Consider the following 20706-nt stretch of genomic DNA (forward strand, 5'->3'; position numbering starts at 1 on the left):
TAATGGATTTGAATTTAATGATTTTTAACCACTCAACTGAACTCTCGAAAATTAATTGGAAAATTGCTAAACCAGTAACGGTTTCATTATTGGAAAGCGAAAATATGCATTAGGCATTGTCCAAAACCTCAAGTTTGGCAAAACGAAGCAATAGTTTTTTGATACCGCCTTGATCAAAATGAATTTCTGCTTTTTTATCGTTCCCCGCTCCTTCTATATTCAGTATTTTCCCTCTTCCAAATCGGGTATGGTTAACACGGGCCCCGATAACCAAACCGGGGTCGAGGTCCATGGGCTTGGCGGGAGAGGATATTTCGGGTTTTAGCTTTCGTAGCTTGCGCAGTTGGTTTTCGTTCGGTTTTTGCACACTTGGCGGCGTACCATTTTTGGGCTTTACCTGTCGTAGCTTGCTTTTGTCCACCTCGCCAAAAATATCCTTGTTGATCATGGACTTATAACGATAGCCGTCATTGACGGGTGTTAGATTCTCCACATATTGCTCCTCTATCTCCTCCAAAAAACGGCTGGGTTCCGCGTCGATCAGTTTACCCCATCGATACCTATTTTGGGTATAGGTAAGAAATGCCTGTTTTTCTGCACGTGTGAGTGCAACATAAAAGAGCCTTCGCTCTTCTTCCAACTCACTTCGCGTGTTCATGCTCATAGCAGACGGAAACAGGTCTTCCTCCATCCCTACTATGTACACGTAAGGAAACTCAAGTCCTTTGGCCAAGTGGATGGTCATCAGAGCCACTCGGTCATCATCCTCCACCTCTTTATCCATATCGGTAGCCAGTGCCACATCTTCCAAAAACTCGGTCAAGCTTCCTGTGGCGTCGGCAACTTCCTTCTGTCCTTCCACAAAGTCCTTGATACCGTTCAATAGCTCCTCAATGTTCTCCATTTTGGCTATTCCTTCAGGAGTACCATCTTTTTTGAACTCTAACAACAGTCCCGTTTTTTTGGCCACATGCTCTGCCAACGTAAAGGCATCAGAGCCTTCGTTCATGATCTGAAAGCTCTTGATCATGGTAACAAAATCCTTCAACTTACGCTGGGTTCCCGCGTTAATGTTCAGATTGAGTTTGTCCAAATTGTCCATCACCTCGTAAATGGAACGCCCGTAATGGTTGGCGGCCACCACCAATTTATCGACCGTGGTCTGCCCTATCCCCCGGGTTGGAAAGTTAATGACCCGCTTCAGGGCCTCTTCATCCTTTGGGTTGATGATCAGTCGCAAATAAGCCAATACATCTTTGATTTCCTTACGCTGATAGAAGGACAGCCCCCCAAAAATACGATATGGTATATCTCTTTTACGCAATGCATCCTCAATGGCACGGGATTGTGAATTGGTCCTGTACAACACGGCAAAATCCCCATTTTGCATCTGGTTTTGCATCTTGCTTTCAAAAATGGAACCTGCAACATAGCGCCCTTCCTCCGCATCGGTAACGCTACGGTGTATTTTTATGAGTCCCCCATCGTCATTGGAGGTCCACACATTTTTCTCCAACTGGTTTTTGTTGTTGGCAATAATGGAGTTGGCCGCATTGACTATATTTTTGGTGGAACGATAGTTCTGTTCCAAACGATATACGGCAACATCATCATAATCTCTTTGAAAGTTGAGGATATTGCTGATGTTCGCCCCCCGAAAAGAGTAAATACTCTGCGCGTCATCCCCTACCACACAAATGTTCTGATAGCGATCGGAAAGTGCCTTCACGATCAAGTATTGGGAGTGGTTGGTATCCTGGTACTCATCCACCAAAATGTATCGGAAACGGTCCTGATACTTCATCAACACTTCCGGGAAACGTGTCAATAGTTCATTGGTACGAAGTAAAAGATCGTCAAAATCCATGGCTCCCGCCTTAAAGCACCGATCCACATAGTTCTGATAAATCTCCCCCAACCTTGGCCGTTTGGCCATGGCATCCGCCTCCATCAACTCCGGGTTCTGGAAATAAGCCTTTACGGTGATCAAACTGTTTTTATAGGATGAGATTCGGTTCTGGACCTGCTTGTATTTATAAATATCCTTATCGAGCCCCATTTCTTTGATGATGGAAGCAATCAAACGTTGGGAATCCTGGGTGTCGTAAATGGTAAAGTTGCTGGGGTACCCCAATTTGTCACCATCAAAACGAAGTAATTTGGCAAAAACGGAGTGGAAGGTACCCATCCAAAGGTTTTTTGCTTCCGAATTACCCACAATGGTCGCAATACGCTTTTTCATCTCCCGCGCTGCCTTGTTGGTAAAGGTCAAAGCCAAAATATTAAAGGAATCCACCCCTTGCTCCATCAAATGGGCAATCCTATAGGTTAGTACACGGGTCTTTCCAGAGCCTGCGCCTGCAATCACCATTAGCGGTCCATCCTTATGCAGCACAGGAGCGCGCTGCGCATCGTTCAATTCATCTATAAAATTACTCAAGGGCCAGAAGCTTTTAAAAGTAGGCGTGAAATTAGCCAATATTGACCTTTTGCTAAAATCAAGCTTTCAATTTTTATAAACATCCTTTTCGGATTTGGACTTATTTTTAAATATATTTAAGCCCTCAATTAATTTTGCTGATGAATTATTACCCTTTCCCCCTATTTCTTTTAATTTTTATGACATTTTCTGGTATTTCCCAAGAAAAAAAATCTGGTCCCGTTGTAGAAGGTTATGGTCAAGTTTGGGCCATTGAAAATCCTGATTTCAAAACGGATACTTCACAGGAGTTCAAAGTAGTGTTTGATGTTAAGGACGGACCGGAGTCTGACACCGAGATCAATATAAATCTCAATACGGTTGCCCGTTTTTTAAACTTGCATGCACAAAATGGCATACCATTATCCCAACTAAAGGTCGCATTGATTGTTCATGGAACAGCGGCCAGAAACCTGCTTTCGGATGAAGCCTATCAAAAAAGGTATCAGGTACAAAACCCCAATCTAGAGCTTGTCGAAAAATTATTGGATGCTGAGGTAGAAGTGATCATGTGCGGACAATCCTCCAAAACAAGGGACCTTCCAAAGGAAGACTTGATCCCCGGTGTGAAAATTGCCCTCTCAGCAATGACCGCCAACATTCAATTACAAAACCAAGGATACCGTCCAATTAAATTATAAACTAACTCTATTATGAAGAAAATTTTAGCACTTGCACTATGTACTGCAAGTTTATCCATGTATGCCCAACACGGGTTGGAAAAAGATATTGCTGCCATTGAATCCAAAGTAATCGAATGGCGACACGATATTCACCAAAACCCCGAGTTGAGCAACCGAGAGTTCAAAACGGCCGAAAAAATTGCCGAACACCTTGAATCTCTAGGGATTGAAGTGCAGACAGGTGTAGCCCATACGGGAGTTGTGGGAATACTGAAAGGAAATAAACCAGGAAAAGTAGTTGCCCTCAGAGCGGACATCGATGCCCTACCCGTAACCGAGAGAAACGACCTTCCCTTTAAATCGGAAGTGAAATCCGATTATTTGGGGCAAGAGGTTGGCGTAATGCACGCATGTGGGCACGATACTCATATTGCCATTTTAATGGGTACCGCAGAAATATTGGCCAAAAACAAAGACAAGATTCGTGGAACTGTAAAATTTATTTTCCAACCTGCTGAAGAGGGAGCGCCTCCGGGAGAAGAAGGTGGTGCGGAATTAATGGTAAAAGAAGGGGTCTTGGACAATCCAAAAGTGGACGCGATTTACGGTCTTCACATTGGCTCCTACCTTCCCGTAGGCCAAATTGCCTATAAACCGCGCGGTGCCATGGCAGCAGCACAACGTTTTGTGGTCAGCATCAAAGGAAAACAATCCCATGGCTCTGCACCTTGGAGCGGAGTTGACCCAATATACGTGGCTGCTAAAATTATCGATGGCTTTCAGTCCATCATCAGCCGAGAAATGGAATTGACAAAAGAAGCTGCCGTGATCACCGTTGGTAAAATTTCTGGTGGAGTTCGAAACAACATCATACCAGAGAGTGCCGAATTGGTCGGTACCATCCGTACTTTGGATTACGATATGCAGGAAAAACTGAATGCGAGAATGAAGGAAATGGCCGCCAATATTGCCAAAGCTTACCGTGCGGAAGCCACTGTGGATATTGCAAAAGGTACTTTGATCACATACAATGATCCAGCATTGACAGAAGCATCTATAGGAAGCCTGAAAGAAGTTGCTGGCGATGAAAATGTTAACTTGGTGAATGCCACCACTGGAGCAGAAGATTTTTCATTCTATCAAAAAGAGGTGCCCGGTTTCTTTTTTATCTTGGGAGGTAAAGACCCAAATGCAGGTCCGGACGAGCATTATCCACACCATACACCGGACTTTAAAATTGATGACAGTGGAATGTTGTTGGGCGTAAAGGCCATGACCAACATCGCGTTGGATTTCTTGGATAGAAAATAAAACTCGGATAATTATTTAAAGAACAGAACATCCGCTAAGCCCCAATATCCTCCATTATTTGGAATTTGGATATTGGGGCTTGATATTTGTAACCACTACTTATAATATTAAAATGGAAGCATTCCTTGATTTTTTGGGTGATATCCCTTGGTGGGCCTGGGTTTTGATTTTTCTGTTATTGGTCGCCATACGTGATATCTTTTTCCAAAAAGCCCATACCATCAGTCACAATTACCCCGTGGTAGGCCATCTTCGGTATTGGTTGGAAAGTATCGGCCCTGAAATGCGCCAATATTTCGTTGCCAACAATCGTGAGGAACTTCCTTTTAACCGTATAGAGCGCAGTTGGATCTATGCTTCTGCCAAAAAAGAGAACAATTATGAGGGTTTTGGTACCGACAGGGATATTTACAAACACCAGCACATCTTCATTAAAAATGCCATGATCGGGTTTCAGGTCCCCGAAAACCATCCCAATAAAGAACACCCATATTTTATGCCATGTGCCAAGGTAATGGGTGCTTATAACAAGCGGAAAAAACCCTATCGGCCCGGCTCCATCATCAATGTTTCGGCCATGAGCTTTGGTTCGTTGTCCGCTGCGGCCATCGAATCACTGAACAGAGGGGTGGAAAAGTGCGGTGCTTACCACAATACGGGTGAGGGTGGACTTTCCCCTTATCACAAACAAGGAGGTGACGTTATTTTTCATTTTGGAACGGGATATTTTGGAGTGAGGTCGAGAGATGGAGGGTTTTCCATGGACAAGTTAAAAGTCCTGGTCGATGAAAACCCTTGTATCAAAGCTATAGAAATCAAACTTTCCCAAGGAGCTAAGCCTGGCAAAGGGGGTGTACTTCCCGGCTCAAAAATAACGCCTGAGCTTGCCGAGATACGGGGTGTTGAAGTCGGCAAAGATGTAATTTCCCCACCCACCCACAAAGCATTCTCCACAATTCCAGAGCTCTTGGATTTTATAGAATCCATCGCGGATAAAACAGGGTTGCCCGTGGGCATAAAAGGTGCTATTGGAAAAGTTGATCAATGGATCGAATTGGCCGATTTAATGAAAAAAACAGGCAAAGGACCGGATTTTATTACCATTGATGGAGGTGAAGGGGGCACTGGAGCAGCTCCACCAAGTTTTGCCGATCACGTTTCCCTTCCATGGACTTATGGTTTTTCCAAAGTATATAGCTTGTTCATGGAGCGCGGACTTACGGAAAGAATCGTATTTATCGGCAGTGGAAAATTAGGTTTCCCAGGAAAGGCCGCAATGGCATTTGCCATGGGGGCCGATTGCATTAATGTTGCCCGGGAAGCCATGATGAGCATAGGGTGCATACAAGCACAAGTGTGCCACACCAATAGATGTCCCTCAGGTGTTGCCACACAAAAGAAATGGCTTCAAAATGGCATAAATGTGCCCTTAAAGTCGGATAGATTGGCCCAATACTTTAAAACTTTCAGGAAAGAGTTTTTGGAAATCACCCATGCCGCGGGCTACGAACATCCTTGTCAATTTAAGATGGATGATGTGCAAGTAAACGTGGATGATGATTATCTTAGCAGCGATTTGAAATCCGTTTATGGGTATCAAAAGGAACAAGTGGCATTTAAATCGATGCAGCACCTTTTTGATTGCGAACACTTGGGCGGAAAACCGGCATTGGAAAAAACATTATAATTTAGACCCCGATATTTAAACACCAAATTATACTACTTATGAAAAGAAATTTACCCTTGATCCTGTTGTTAGTGATAGCCACAAGTGCTTTTTCTCAACGAAAAAGTGAGCTTTTTGCTGAAATTGATACGTTAAAAACGAAAATTTCCAAAGTGGAGCAGGAATTGGCCAAGGCAAAACGGGAAATATCTTCCAGCAGTGCGGAGGCCGAGGCTTTAAGAGCCGAAAATGTAAGTCTGCGAGATGCCAACGCTACGTTATTGGGCAACCTGAGTAACTTCTCTGAACTTTCCAAGCAAAATTCTGAAAACGTGAACAAGGCCATGGCCGCCCTTTCCAGAAAAGAAAAGCAGCTCAGTGGCATCAACGACATGATTTCCGCCAACGACTCTACCGCCATTGTATCGTTGACACGGATAAAGCAGACCTTGGGCGAAAACGCCAAAGTAGGTGTTGAGGGAGGTATTATCATTATCAGTAATAGCTTGAATACACTTTTTGGTTCGGACACCTCCGCTGAGTTGACCGAAGAGGGAAAAACTTGGTTGGCCGGTGTTGCCAATGTGATCAAGGCCAACCCCAACTTTAAAGCTGAAATTGAAGGATTGAACATTACGGGCGAATTTGGCCCTACCTATAATCAGGTGGCATCTGTTGCTTCAGCATTGGTGAGCACTTTGGAGGTTCCTGCAGAAAGTCTTTCAATTTCTGCCAAGGACGGTAATTTCAGGGAAGGCATCAACATTAAATTACAGCCCGATTACAAAGGTTTTTATGCCAAGGCCAAAGAAAGCTCCAAAGCAGCCCAATAACCTTCATCCAACATAATTTTTGTGGTTTTGATGCGTTCTTGGTAGTGTAAAATCAATAAAAACCAGACTACCTTATGAGTGGAGATCAAATCCTTCAGTTATTTTCTTATTTACTGCCAGCCGTTGTTACCGGTGCTGTTGCATTCTACTTTTTTAGATTGCACACCCGAAACGAAGATGGCCGCAGACGATTTTTGTTGCACAAGGATTCCCAAAAGGAAACCCTCCCTATTAGATTACAGGCGTATGAGCGTATGGCCCTTTTTTTGGAACGCATTGCCTTGAACAGTCTAGTGGTTCGCGTAGCACCAACGGGGAAAAACAAAAGTGATTACGAAAACCTTTTGATCAAACAGATTGAAACGGAATTTGAACACAATTTATCGCAACAGATTTATATGTCGGATTCCTGCTGGAACATCATCAAGACCGCAAAAAACACGACCATACAGATTATCCGTTCCGCTGGAATGAGCGAAACCGATTCACCTGACAAATTGCGAGAGGACATCCTGAACCAAACCATGGAAAAGGAATCACCATCCAACGCAGCCTTGGCCTTCGTTAAAAAAGAGGTGAGCGAACTTTGGAAATAAGCTATTCCTGCTTTTCAGGTTCAATGGGACTGGTTTCCTCATTTTTGTTCTTGGCATACAAATAACCCCGCTTCCACCACAAGGTCATTCGTTCCTTATTGAAGATCAGTGAGTTTGTGGTGAGAACCGTTGGCGTATAATAAAAATTGATTATGGCATCCTTTTGATTCGCCACCAATTTACCGATCCTGATATTTTGGTTCTCGATACGGTCGAGCATAAACCCAAAAATAGTGGTAATCAGATCAAATGGGTTTTTGGTCGACATGCGGTTCAAATGGTTCACTTCGGTATGTAGCACCACAACATCCACCTCGGTCGCTCCGCGATTCAACGCTTCTTCGATGGGGACTAAAGTTCCCAGACCACCATCAGCATATTCACAGCCGTTCTTTTTGGCCAAACTCATAAAGGGCGTATAGTTGGAGGATATCCAGATCCAATCGCAAAACTCGTCGTAAGTACAATCGTTTATGGATTTGTACTCCACTTGGTTCAAAGATAGATTGGAAACCGTGACCACCACATCCATTTTACTTTTTTTGAGTTTGTTGAACTCTTGAACGGTAATGGACCTTCTGATCAGTTTCCGAAGGTTTTCGCTCTCACCAAAGGTTTTTTTGCCCTTTAAAAAATTTCTGAGTACGTTCCAGTGGTTGATAGCAATGGTCTCGACCCCATGTTTTTTCTTGATGATAAAAGGACAATTGTTAAAAATGCTATGTTGATTGACATTTGAATAAATGTCCTTGATCTTATCCAGTTTGTTCAGTGCCAAATGGGAAATTAAAAGGCTCCCGGTGGATGTTCCCACAAAAAGATCGTAGTCGTGTTTGGCTTCTTGAATCAAAAATTGAGCAACTCCGCCTGCAAAGGCACCCTTGCTACCACCTCCCGAAATGACCAATGCCCTCATTCACCTAAAGTTTTCTCCAAATATTGTTTTTCTTCCTGACTTAACAAAGGGTAAAGTCCCTTAATACGGGCGGTGTTCCCTTCGGATTGCAGAAAGTCGTTCAATATTTCCCTGGCCGATTTCCTAAAGTGCCACACATGATGACTACAGGATTCTACAAGGTTTTTTAGCACCGTATCCGTAAAACCTCCAATACTTTTTAAATACTGAAATGCAATCAAACGGGTCTCAAAATGATGTTCGGAACCAGTATACCCGCTCAATTCATCAAAATAAAGTGCCTTTGAATCGGTGTTATATTCCGGCGTCACCAAGGCCAGCGTTAACCATAATAATCGAATGTTCTTATTGGGGAAACCTGTAATTCCATCGGTTTCATTGAGGTATTTACTCCTATTTTCAGGAAAGTCTGTCCACAAACGATATAAAGCAGCCTCAACCGTCTTATAGCTTTTATCTTTTAAAAGGCCTTCCATAGCAATCTTGAGCTCTGAAGGAATCTTGTTCTGGGACAGGATTACCGCTTGCCGTGTTTTTAAATCGGCAGACTGCAGAATGGAACCCAAAAACTCAGGTGACAACTTTGCCCCATAATCTAAAACAAGGTTTTCCTTTAATTGACTCGATTTCAGTTTTCTCCAATTACGTTTTAATATCCCTTCTGTTTTATCGGGCCGTTCCGCCATTTTATCTTTCAGATCAAAATAGGTTTCGATAGATGAATTCTTCTTCTGCAAAAACGAAACCACTTGGTCGTAAGGGAAATCGGGATTCTTCAACCACAATTTCTCAAAATCTTTAAGGTTAGCGCTCGATACCTTTTCCAGCTCCTCCATAAAGTTTGGAATGGTCACATTTTTAAATGCGAATTTGTTCAGATAGTTTTGGACCCCTTTTTTAAAGGTCTCCTCTCCCACTCTATCTTGCAGCATCACCAAGGCCCAAGCTCCTTTTTCATAAAAGGTGAGGCTGCCAGCTCCTGAATTTTGCAATGCTTCGCCCTGATCATCCTCAGAAAAGTTCTGCAATGCTTGTGCAGTATTCAATAAGTGCCAATAAAAGTAATCGTCACCAAAAATGTCTTTTTCCGCCAAATAAGCGTAAAATGTTGCAAATCCCTCGTGCAGCCAATGGTGCTCACTACTGGTTTCTGTTACCAAATCGCCAAACCAATGGTGGGCCAGTTCATGCGCATTGACGTTCACGTAGTTTTTGTCCACAAAAGCTATGGAATCTATTACATATTGATTGGAAAATATGGTGCAGGTTGTGTTCTCCATCCCAGCGTACAGAAAATCCTGAACAGGAACCTGTTTGTAGTTCTGCCATGGATACGAAACCCCGATTTCTTCCTCTAAAAAGTCAAAAATATGTTTGGTGTGTCGGTAAGTGGGTTCCACTTTTGTGAAGTCTGAAGGTTCGTAATACAGTTCAATCGGTATTCCCGAGGATGATTCAATTGTTTTCTTATCATAGTCCCCAATAGCAAAACCGACTAGATAGCTGCTCATCGGCTCTTCCATATCAAACTGCCATGAATAGCCGTTGGCATCGGGCAATATCTCCTTTTTCATGAGATTTCCATTGGCGATAACGGTGTAATCCTCTTTTAGGATAATTTCTAGGTCAAACTCGACCTTTTCGGTCATATCATCAAAACTGGGCAACCAATGACTGGTATATTTTCCTTGGCCCTGGGTCCAAACCTGCTCATTGTTTCGAACGGCATCGTCCCATCCTAAAAAATATACCGTTTGTTTTGGTTTTGCCACATAAGCCATTGACACGGTATGGTTCCCCCCGCTTTTAAACTCTTTATTCACGGTGATTCTTTTGCCATTGTAATCGTAATCAACTTTTACACCATCCAAAGAAACGCTGGAAAATTCAAGGTTTACCGCATCCAAAAAAATGGATTTCACATCTTCCAATACATCGAATTGATACGTTACCCTCCCATTTATGCGGTTTTCAATAGGTGTGGGTTCGATCAAAACATCGGCACGTACAAAGTTGACCTTATCCTGAATTTGGCCGGACAGGAACTGTACTAATAAGAAAAAAACAACTATGGGGCTCAGCTTCATACCATCATCTTATCAAAAGTCCTTCCAAATTACATATTTTAGTTCGATGAATCCCAATTTTCTGCAAACTCCCATAGCATATTTGAAAGGTGTTGGCCCCAACCGGGCCGATGCCCTAAAGGCCGAATTGGGCATTGAGACCTTTAGGGACCTGTTGCACCTGTTCCCCAACCGCTATCTAGACCGGACCAGTTACTACAAGATAAATCAACTACAGCCCAGTGGTGCCGATGTGCAGATAGTGGGCAAAATTGTTCATATAAAAACGGTAGAACAAAAACGTGGCAAGCGCTTGGTGGCCACCTTTGTGGATGAAACAGGACAAATGGACCTGGTTTGGTTCCGTGGCCATAAATGGATCAAGGAAAATTTAAAATTGAACGAACCCTACGTGGTTTTTGGCAGGGTCAATAAATACGGAAGCACATTCTCGATGCCGCATCCCGAAATGGAGACCTTACAAAAGCATCAACAAGGGTTAAAAATGGTGATGCAGCCCATATACCCTTCAACGGAAAAACTGAGCAATAAGGGCATCACAAATCGTGTCATTGGCAAAATGATCCAACAATTGTTTTTGGAGTGCAAGGGCAGGTTTCAAGAATCCTTATCGCCCAACATTTTGGAAGAATTAAAGTTGATTTCCAAGAGTTCCGCCCTTTTCAACATCCATTTTCCGAAGAATCAGGAATTATTGGCCAGAGCGCAGTTTCGGTTAAAGTTTGAAGAGTTGTTTTTTGTGCAATTGCAGCTTATCTCCAAAAAAATGCTCCGCAAGCAAAAAATCAAAGGAATGCCTTTTGGGGCCGTGGGCGAAAAGTTTACCGAATTCTTTGAAAACCACCTGCCTTTTGAACTTACCAAGGCACAAAAAAAGGTTATCAAGGAAATCCGAAACGATCTGGGCAGCAATGCTCAAATGAACCGCTTGTTACAAGGTGATGTGGGTTCCGGTAAAACTATTGTGGCCTTAATGTGCATGCTGCTGGCCATTGACAATGGTTTCCAAACCTGTTTGATGGCCCCTACCGAAATTCTGGCTACACAGCACTATAATGGTCTCAAGGAACTTTTGGAAAACATGGATGTAAAGATTGCCTTGTTGACCGGCTCCACGAAAAAATCCGAACGCACCTTGCTGCACAATCAGCTCGAAAATGGCAATTTGAACATATTGGTAGGCACACATGCGGTTTTAGAGGACAAAGTGCAGTTCAAAAACCTTGGCTTGGCCATAGTGGACGAACAGCATCGGTTCGGTGTGGCACAACGATCCAAACTTTGGCATAAAAACCAAACGCCTCCCCATATTTTGGTGATGACGGCCACTCCTATCCCAAGAACCCTTGCGATGAGTCTGTACGGTGATTTGGATATCTCGGTGATTGATGAGCTTCCTCCTGGTAGAAAACCCATTAAAACGGTCCATAGATATGATAGCAATCGACTCAAGGTGTTTAGGTTCATCAAAGATGAAATCAAGAAAGGAAGACAGATTTATATTGTATATCCACTTATCCAAGAGTCTGAAGCTCTTGATTACAAGGACTTGATGGATGGCTATGATAGCATTGTCCGTGATTTTCCGCAACCCGAGTATCAAATTTCCATTGTGCACGGAAAAATGAAACCTGCCGACAAAGATTACGAAATGGAGCGTTTTGTTAAGGGCGAAACCCAAATCATGATCGCTACGACGGTCATTGAGGTTGGCGTGAACGTACCGAATGCCTCCGTTATGATCATTGAAAGCGCCGAACGGTTTGGACTGTCTCAATTGCACCAGCTCCGAGGCCGAGTGGGCCGGGGTGCAGAACAAAGCTTTTGTATTTTAATGACAGGCCACAAACTATCCGAAGATGCCAAAACCCGTTTACAAACCATGGTGGGCACCAATGATGGTTTTGAAATCGCGGAGGTCGACCTTAAACTTCGTGGGCCTGGCGATTTAATGGGCACACAACAGAGTGGCATGTTGAACCTCAAAATAGCGGACATCGTTAAGGACAATCAAATTCTAAAAACGGCTCGTTATCATGCGATTCAACTACTGAAGCAAGACCCAAAACTGGAAAAAGCCGAAAATGCGCCCATCTTAAACGCCTATTCCAAAATGATGGCCAACAAAACCATTTGGAATTATATTAGTTAGTAGCGATTTAGGTTTGTAATTGGGAGATAGTGCGTTTCTCTACACTTCTTTGTTACAAACTGAATATCAACCCTTAAGATTTGTTAACTTTAAAAACAATCACTTGAAATTGCGATTGAACATCGTAATTTTACCACTAACCGAAAATCGGTTTTACATACAAATTTTAACTTTGTAGGCTTACAAATTATTGAAGACACAATGAGCAAGACATTATTTGATAAAGTTTGGGATTCCCATGTGGTGAAGCATATTGAGAACGGTCCGGATGTACTCTTTATAGACAGGCATTTGGTCCACGAAGTAACGAGTCCCGTAGCTTTTTTAGGATTAAAAAACAGAGGAATAAAAGTATTGTACCCAGAGCGCACTTTTGCAACGGCAGATCATAATACACCAACAAGAAACCAACACTTGCCCGTTAAGGACCCATTGTCCGCAAATCAACTAAAGGCTTTGGAAGAAAACGCCAACGCCCACAACATTCCATATTGGGGACTTGGACATAAGAAAAATGGAATTGTACACGTAATTGGCCCGGAAAACGGAATTACCCTCCCCGGTGCCACCATTGTTTGCGGTGATTCCCATACCTCTACACATGGTGCTTTTGGGGCCATCGCCTTTGGTATCGGAACCAGTGAAGTGGAAATGGTATTATCCACACAATGCATTATGCAGCCCAAACCAAAGAGTTTGCGTATCAATGTAAATGGGGAATTGAGTGAAGCTGTTACACCGAAGGATGTGGCACTTTTCATCATTTCTAAACTGTCCACCTCTGGTGCAACTGGCTATTTTGCCGAATATGCAGGAGATGTCTTCAAAAATATGTCCATGGAAGGCCGTATGACGGTTTGTAACCTCAGTATTGAAATGGGTGCCCGTGGAGGTATGATCGCTCCCGACGAAACCACATTTGAATACATTAAAGGAAGGGAATACACTCCAAAAGGCAAGGATTGGGACGCTGCCATGGAATATTGGAGCACCCTTTATTCTGATGATGACGCCGAGTTTGACAAAGAGGTGACTTTTGATGCCAGCGAGATAGAACCTATGATCACTTTCGGTACCAATCCTGGGATGGGCATCGGTATCAGCAAGGATATTCCTATGGCAGAAAGCATCGACGGTTCTCCTGCCACCTACAAAAAATCCTTGGAATACATGAACTATAACGAAGGTGAAGCCATGGTAGGCAAACCTATTGATTTTGTATTCCTTGGAAGCTGTACCAATGGTAGAATTGAAGATTTTAGAGCCTTTGCCTCTATCATAAAAGGAAAGAAAAAAGCCGACAACGTGACTGCTTGGTTGGTCCCTGGTTCCCACAAAGTGGAAGAAGCCATTAAAGAAGAAGGTATCTTGGATATTTTGACGGAAGCTGGTTTTGAATTGAGAGAGCCAGGCTGCTCTGCTTGTTTGGCCATGAACGATGATAAAATCCCAGCCGGGAAATATGCCGTAAGTACTTCCAACAGAAACTTTGAAGGACGACAAGGTCCTGGAGCACGTACACTATTGGCTAGTCCTTTGGTGGCTGCAGCTGCGGCCGTTACAGGAAAAGTAACCGACCCAAGGGAATTAATGAGAGAAGAAGTATTGGCGTAACTATAAACAATGAGCAATAAACAATTGGCAATTAACAATCAATTGGCAATTGATAATTGAATAACAGATAATTGAAACAAAAATGGCTTACGATAAATTCAACATACTAACAAGTACAGCGGTACCATTACCGATCGAAAATGTGGATACCGATCAGATCATCCCTGCACGATTTCTAAAAGCTACCGAGCGTAAGGGATTCGGGGACAATTTGTTCCGAGACTGGAGATATAATTCCGATGGAACTCCAAAAGAACAATTTGTACTGAACAATCCCATCTACTCAGGAAAAATCCTGGTGGGAGGAAAAAACTTCGGTTCAGGTTCTTCCAGAGAGCACGCAGCTTGGGCGGTTTATGACTATGGTTTCCGCTGTGTGGTATCCAGCTTTTTTGCAGATATTTTTAGGGGCAACTGCTTGAACATCGGTGTACTTCCAGTTCAAGTGAGTCCTGAGTTTTTGGATAAAATCTTCAAGGCTATCGAAGCAGACCCAAAAACTGAATTGGAAATCAATCTACCGGAACAAAAGATTACCATTCTAGCCACGGGAGAACACGAAAGCTTTGATATCAACGATTATAAAAAAGGCAATATGCTCAATGGTTTTGATGATATCGATTACTTACTGAACATCCAGAAAGATATTGAGAAATACGCCGAAAGCACGCCCTTATAATCAATTGCTCGGAACACTACGGCACTAAAAAATGAAAACACGTACCATAGAAATTATGGACACCACCCTACGGGATGGTGAGCAAACCTCTGGGGTTTCCTTTTCGGCTTCGGAAAAACTTACCTTGGCCAAACTCTTGTTGGAAGAACTCAAGGTGGACCGCATTGAAGTGGCCTCCGCACGTGTTTCGGAAGGAGAGCTACAAGCGGTTAAAAACATAACCGATTGGGCCGCTACCGAAGGATATATTTCCAAAGTTGAAGTACTCACTTTTGTGGACAATGGGGTTTCCTTGAAGTGGATGCAAGAAGCAGGGGCAAAAGTTCAAAACCTACTTACAAAAGGTTCACTCAACCATTTAACCCATCAACTCAAAAAGACTCCTAAACAGCATTTTACGGAAATTGAAAATGTAGTTTCTGAAGCACAAAAGCTCGGTATTGAAACCAATGTATACTTGGAAGATTGGAGTAATGGGATGCGGAATTCCAAAGCGTATGTTTTTCAGTTTTTGGATTTTCTAACCCAACAACCCATTAAACGAATTCTGCTTCCGGATACTTTAGGTGTATTGACACATACCGAGACTGGGGAATTTTTCAAGGAAATCATTGAACGGTACCCAAATACCCATTTTGATTTTCATGGCCACAACGATTACGATTTGAGCGTAGCCAACGTGATGGAAGCCTTAAAAGCTGGCGCCCACGGGTTGCACCTTACCGTGAACGGGATGGGCGAGCGTGCAGGGAACGCACCTCTGGCTAGCGCCGTGGCGGTAATCAATGACTTTTTACCCGAAATCAAGATTGGCGTAAAGGAATCATCCCTTTACAAAGTAAGTAAACTGGTGTCCGCCTTTACAGGTTTCAGCATACCTGACAACAAACCTATTGTCGGAGATAATGTGTTTACGCAAACAGCTGGTATACATGCAGATGGGGATAGCAAAAAGAATTTATACTTTAACGATTTATTGCCGGAGCGTTTTGGTAGAAAGCGTAAATATGCGTTGGGCAAAACATCAGGAAAGGCAAACATTCAAAAGAACCTTCAGGAACTTGGATTGACCTTGAACGATGACGAACTAAAAAAGGTCACAGAGCGGATCATTGAGCTTGGTGACAAGAAAGAACGCGTCACAAAAGATGACCTACCTTACATCATCTCCGATGTATTGGACAGCAATCTGCATCAGCAAAAGGTTTTTGTAAAATCCTATGTCTTAACACATTCCAAAGGACTGAAACCCTCAACCACCCTTTCCATTGAGATTGAAGGGAAGACTTACGAGGAAAATGCTCAAGGAGATGGACAATTCGATGCCTTTATCAACGCGTTGAAAAAAGTATATAAAAAAGAGGGGCGGGAATTACCCAAACTAGTAGATTATGCCGTGCGGATTCCCCCAGGCAGTAATTCCGATGCACTTTGCGAAACGGTAATCACATGGCAGACCAAAGAAAAGGACTTTACCACTCGTGGGCTAGATTCGGACCAAACGGTATCAGCCATTAAAGCCACGGAAAAAATGTTGAATTTAGTATAACAGACTTTGATAATTTTTATTGATAATAGATAATTGATATAATGAAACTAAACATAGCGCTCTTGGCCGGAGATGGGATTGGCCCCGAAGTAATTGATCAAGCCGTAAAAGTATCCGACGCCGTAGCTGCAAAGTTCGGTCATGAAATTAGCTGGACCCCTGCCCTAACAGGCGCTGCAGCGATTGATGCCGTTGGTGAACCTTACCCGGACGAAACCCACGAAGCCTGTGTTGCTGCCGATGCCGTTCTTTTTGGCGCCATCGGTCATCCACGTTTTGACAATGACCCATCTGCCAAGGTACGCCCCGAGCAAGGTTTGTTGAAAATGCGCCAAAAACTGGGATTGTTCGCCAATGTTCGTCCAACCTTTACATTTCCTTCCTTGATAGAAAAATCTCCTTTGAAAAAGGAAAGAATTGAGGGGACCGACCTTGTTTTCCTCCGTGAACTGACAGGGGGCATATATTTCGGTAAAAGAGGCCGTGAGGATAACGACAATACCGCTTATGATACCTGTACCTACACACGTGCCGAAGTAGAGCGTTTGGCTAAAAAAGGTTTTGAAATGGCCATGCAGCGTTCAAAAAAGCTTTGTTGCGTGGACAAGGCCAACGTTTTGGAAACTTCACGTTTGTGGAGGGAAACCGTTCAGAAACTGGAAAAAGAGTATCCCGAAGTGGAAGTATCCTATGAATTTGTGGATGCCGTAGCCATGCGTTTGGTACAATGGCCAAGTGCTTACGATGTTTTAATTACAGAAAACTTGTTCGGAGACATTCTAACAGATGAAGCATCTGTGATTTCCGGATCTATGGGATTGATGCCATCAGCTTCTTTAGGCGAAAAAACATCTTTGTTCGAGCCCATCCATGGTTCTTACCCACAGGCAGCTGGAAAAGATATTGCCAATCCATTGGCGACCGTTTTATCTGCCGCAATGATGTTCGAAACAGCGTTTGGACTTAAGGACGAAGCCGAAGCTATCCGCGAGGTAGTGAACAGATCATTGGCCGATGGTGTGGTTACCGAAGATCTAGCCGATGGTGGAAAATCATACAAGACCAGCGAAGTTGGTGACTGGTTGGCGAAGAATATTTAATCAACCCACTTTTAACAACCAAAAAAGAAAGCCCCGATAATCCGGGGCTTTCTTTATTTATATCGACTTTTTCACTACAAAATGTAATCCGTACTCAAGAAGTTGCTCACTTTAGCTTCCATCAATTGCTCTACGGTCTGATTGTTCAAACTGTTGTCCTTGAACGCTACAAAGGTTCGGATGGAGAACGAACGCAACGCATCGTGTACACTTAATGTGGACTGCGCGGAATCTTTTCTGCCCGTAAATGGGTACACATCCGGTCCACGTTGACAGGAACTGTTCAGGTTTACGCGGCAAACCAAGTTTGCCAAAGTATCAATAAGCGGAGACAAGGTATAGACATCCTTTCCGAACAAGCTTACCTGCTGTCCGTAGTTGGATTCTGCCATATCGTCCAAAGGCTCTTCTATATCTTTAAAAGAAAGCACAGGAATTATAGGGCCAAACTGTTCTTCTTGGTATACTCGCATATCTTTTGTCACAGGGTACAGTACTGCAGGCCATATGTAATTATCAAAATGCTTCCCTCCTTTTTTGTTGATGATCTTCGCACCTTTGGCCAAAGCATCATCCAACAACTCTTGAATATAGGCTGGTTTATCAGGCTCGGGGAGTGGGGTCAAATTCACACCATCGTCCCAAGGGTTCCCGAATTTCAATCCATCCACTTTCTCTGCGAAACGCTTCAGGAAATCATCTTTTACCTCGTCGTGCACATACACCACCTTTAAAGCGGTGCAGCGCTGTCCATTAAAGGACAACGTACCCGAAATACATTCGTTGATGGTCAGGTCCAACTCGGCATCCGGAAGCACAATGGCCGGGTTTTTGGCCTCTAGACCCAAAACCAATCGCAACCTGTTACTTTTTGGATGCTGGTCCTGTAAGGCATTGGCCGATTTACTGTTACCGATCAAGGCCAACACATCCACCTTTCCTGTTTTCATTATAGGCGCCGCTACAGCCCTTCCCCTACCAAAAAGTATATTTACCACTCCTTTGGGAAAACTGCTCTGAAACGCCTCCAAAAGAGGTGTAATCAATAGAACTCCATGCTTTGCCGGTTTAAAAATGGTAGTATTCCCCATTATGATGGCCGGAATCAAAAGGGCAAAGGTTTCGTTCAATGGGTAATTGTAGGGTCCAAGGCACAACACCACCCCAAGTGGACCTCTGCGGATATGGGCGTAAACACCATCGTGTTTTTCAAACTTTGCACAATTACGATCCAATTGCTTATAATCTTCGATGGTATCGTAAATATACTCAACGGTACGATCAAACTCTTTGTAAGAATCTGGTTTGGACTTCCCTATCTCCCACATCAAAAGCTTTACTACTTGTTCTCGCTTTTGCTCCATTTTCTTCACAAACGTCTCCATACACTCAATACGGTCCTTCACCTTCATGGTAGGCCAAAGTCCCTGCCCCCTATCATATGCCGCCAGAGCTGCGTCCAGAGCATCCATTGCCTCAGGCTCTCCCATATCAGGGACACTTCCCAAAGCAGTAGGTGCATATTCCTCCGTGGATGATATAGTGGAGATCACGGGAGTAGTATCCCCTTCCCATTTGCGCAGTTCTCCGTTGACCAGATATGTTTTTTGATGGATCTCTTCGGTAATTTGAAAAGCTTCCGGTATTTCTGTTGTAGTTGTTGCCATTAGTTGTTGTTTTTTAAGCGATTAGTGTTGATGTATGGTCACTCTTCTTACACAAAGCTAACATAAAAACCATTGAAAATCACACTGTTTTTATAGGTGGCCTTTTGTATCTATTGAAAACCAAACTTTATAATAATGATACTTGAAAATGTTGGTGGCATCACACCAAATACTGGAACAGATCAGGTTTATTGTTGAGATAATCCCCAAAGAAATTGTTTTCCTTCATCCTTTGAACCAAAGGCTCTAGGTCGTCGGGCGATTTTAGTTCCACCCCAACAATGGCAGGTGCATTTTCCCTGCTCGATTTTTTTGAATACTCAAAATGTGTGATATCATCATTTGGACCCAAAATATCCACCACAAATTCTTTCAAAGCGCCTGGACGCTGCGGAAACCTCACAATAAAATAGTGCTTTAATTGGGCGTATAGCAAGGCTCTTTCCTTGATTTCGGCGGTACGGGTAATGTCATTATTGCTTCCACTTACCACACAAACCACATTTTTGCCCTTGATTTCTTCCTTGAAATAGTCCAGGGCAGCAATAGTCAGGGCACCTGCGGGCTCCACTACAATGGCATCCCTGTTATAGAGGTCCAAAATGGTCTGGCATACTTTTCCTTCGGGAACAGTTGCCATTTTGTACAGATATTCCTTGCAAATGGGATAGGTCAGCGACCCAACTTTCTGAACTGCCGCTCCATCAATAAACTTATCTATCTTTTCCAGTTCCACCAACTCCCCCTGCTCAATGGATTTTAGCATGGATGGTGCTCCTTCAGGCTCCACCCCTATTATTTTTGTATTGGGCGATAATGCCTGGAACGTACCGCAAAGTCCCGATGCCAATCCACCGCCACCAACAGCCACAAAAACATAATCGATGGGCCCGTTGGATTGTTGCAATATCTCCAAACCGACCGTTGCTTGGCCCTCAATGGTTTTTTCATCATCAAACGGATGGACAAAGGTTTTGCCTTCTTGCTCGCAGAACAATTCAGCTGCTTTCTTAGAATCGTCGAAGGTGTCCCCCTCCAGAACCACATCGACCCATTCCCCACCGAACATCTTTGTCTGGTCTATTTTTTGCTTTGGGGTCACTACGGGCATATAAATAGTGCCTTTCACCTGTAAATGGCTACAGGCAAAGGCAACGCCCTGCGCATGGTTCCCAGCGCTGGCACACACCACACCGCTATCCAATTGATTTTGACCAAGGGAGCTTATTTTGTTGTATGCCCCACGTATTTTATAGCTACGTACACGGTGAAGGTCTTCCCGTTTAAGAAGAATATTGGCCCCATGGGTTTTGGAATAGCGGATACTTTGCTGCAAAGGCGTTACTTCTGCCACTTGGGCAATGGTCTTCGCTGCTTGATAAATATCCGCTATTTGCGGAAAATAGATTTCCACAGTTTCGTTCATGGGGCCGA

General features: G+C 43.4%; 15 protein-coding genes. 10 read left to right on the forward strand and 5 right to left on the reverse strand.

The features are described from left to right. Positions 1–109 precede the first annotated feature (109 nt). Positions 110–2440, reverse strand: coding sequence for an ATP-dependent helicase (locus J0654_RS05560; protein WP_207026662.1), 2331 nt, complete (start codon positions 2438–2440; stop codon positions 110–112). Positions 2441–2619: 179 nt separating this feature from the next. On the opposite strand from J0654_RS05560, the gene J0654_RS05565 reads away from it, so the two are divergent. The 5 genes from J0654_RS05565 to J0654_RS05585 all read left to right on the forward strand — a co-directional run bounded on the left by J0654_RS05565 (position 2620) and on the right by J0654_RS05585 (position 7508). Continuing rightward, entirely contained in the window at positions 2620–3120 is a 501-nt protein-coding gene (locus J0654_RS05565) for a DsrE family protein (RefSeq protein ID WP_237685888.1), read from the forward strand. A 12-nt stretch (positions 3121–3132) separates the two neighbouring features. Beyond that, positions 3133–4413 (forward strand): amidohydrolase, encoded by a 1281-nt coding sequence (locus J0654_RS05570; RefSeq protein WP_207026664.1) that lies wholly within the window; start codon positions 3133–3135, stop codon positions 4411–4413. Positions 4414–4525: 112 nt separating this feature from the next. Beyond that, positions 4526–6100 carry an FMN-binding glutamate synthase family protein gene (locus J0654_RS05575; protein WP_207026665.1) on the forward strand — a complete coding sequence of 525 codons (1575 nt, stop codon included), beginning with the start codon at positions 4526–4528 and terminating at the stop codon, positions 6098–6100. Between the two features lie 38 nt (positions 6101–6138). Continuing rightward, a complete protein-coding gene (locus tag J0654_RS05580; protein WP_207026666.1) occupies positions 6139–6912 on the forward strand; it encodes a hypothetical protein in 774 nt (257 codons plus the stop codon). A gap of 74 nt (positions 6913–6986) precedes the next feature. Further along, complete coding sequence (locus J0654_RS05585) at positions 6987–7508, forward strand: DUF7935 family protein (protein ID WP_207026667.1); 522 nt, start codon at positions 6987–6989, stop codon at positions 7506–7508. Between the two features lies 1 nt (position 7509). Here the strand turns inward: J0654_RS05585 and J0654_RS05590 are convergent, their stop codons facing one another. Together J0654_RS05590 and J0654_RS05595 are read right to left on the reverse strand one after the other, a co-directional pair. Further along, positions 7510–8424 (reverse strand): patatin-like phospholipase family protein, encoded by a 915-nt coding sequence (locus tag J0654_RS05590; protein WP_207026668.1) that lies wholly within the window; start codon positions 8422–8424, stop codon positions 7510–7512. Then, complete coding sequence (locus tag J0654_RS05595; protein WP_207026669.1) at positions 8421–10511, reverse strand: M1 family metallopeptidase; 2091 nt, start codon at positions 10509–10511, stop codon at positions 8421–8423. The genes J0654_RS05590 and J0654_RS05595 overlap by 4 nt, the downstream gene beginning before the upstream one ends. 46 nt (positions 10512–10557) lie before the next feature. Here J0654_RS05595 and recG point away from each other — a divergent pair, with 46 nt between their 5' ends. The 5 genes from recG to leuB all read left to right on the forward strand — a co-directional run bounded on the left by recG (position 10558) and on the right by leuB (position 17605). Next, on the forward strand, positions 10558–12663 hold the full coding sequence (gene recG / locus J0654_RS05600; protein WP_207026670.1) for an ATP-dependent DNA helicase RecG: 2106 nt from the start codon (positions 10558–10560) through the stop codon (positions 12661–12663). A 201-nt stretch (positions 12664–12864) separates the two neighbouring features. After that, positions 12865–14277: a 3-isopropylmalate dehydratase large subunit gene (gene leuC, locus J0654_RS05605; RefSeq protein WP_207026671.1), complete on the forward strand. Its 1413-nt coding sequence runs from the start codon at positions 12865–12867 to the stop codon at positions 14275–14277. Between the two features lie 82 nt (positions 14278–14359). Next, a complete protein-coding gene (gene leuD, locus J0654_RS05610) occupies positions 14360–14956 on the forward strand; it encodes a 3-isopropylmalate dehydratase small subunit (protein WP_207026672.1) in 597 nt (198 codons plus the stop codon). Between the two features lie 31 nt (positions 14957–14987). After that, the gene (locus J0654_RS05615) at positions 14988–16505 is read left to right on the forward strand and encodes an alpha-isopropylmalate synthase regulatory domain-containing protein (protein ID WP_207026673.1); all 1518 of its coding nucleotides are present in this window, start codon (positions 14988–14990) and stop codon (positions 16503–16505) included. A gap of 41 nt (positions 16506–16546) precedes the next feature. Then, the gene (gene leuB / locus J0654_RS05620; protein WP_207026674.1) at positions 16547–17605 is read left to right on the forward strand and encodes a 3-isopropylmalate dehydrogenase; all 1059 of its coding nucleotides are present in this window, start codon (positions 16547–16549) and stop codon (positions 17603–17605) included. Positions 17606–17679: 74 nt separating this feature from the next. On the opposite strand, the gene J0654_RS05625 is transcribed toward leuB, so the two are convergent. Next, positions 17680–19272, reverse strand: coding sequence for an NADP-dependent glyceraldehyde-3-phosphate dehydrogenase (locus tag J0654_RS05625; RefSeq protein ID WP_207026675.1), 1593 nt, complete (start codon positions 19270–19272; stop codon positions 17680–17682). A gap of 160 nt (positions 19273–19432) precedes the next feature. After that, complete coding sequence (gene ilvA / locus J0654_RS05630) at positions 19433–20698, reverse strand: threonine ammonia-lyase (protein WP_207026676.1); 1266 nt, start codon at positions 20696–20698, stop codon at positions 19433–19435. Positions 20699–20706 lie beyond the last annotated feature (8 nt).

The sequence above is a fragment of the Flagellimonas profundi genome (genome assembly GCF_017313275.1).
GTDB classification, from domain to species: Bacteria; Bacteroidota; Bacteroidia; order Flavobacteriales; family Flavobacteriaceae; genus Flagellimonas; species Flagellimonas profundi.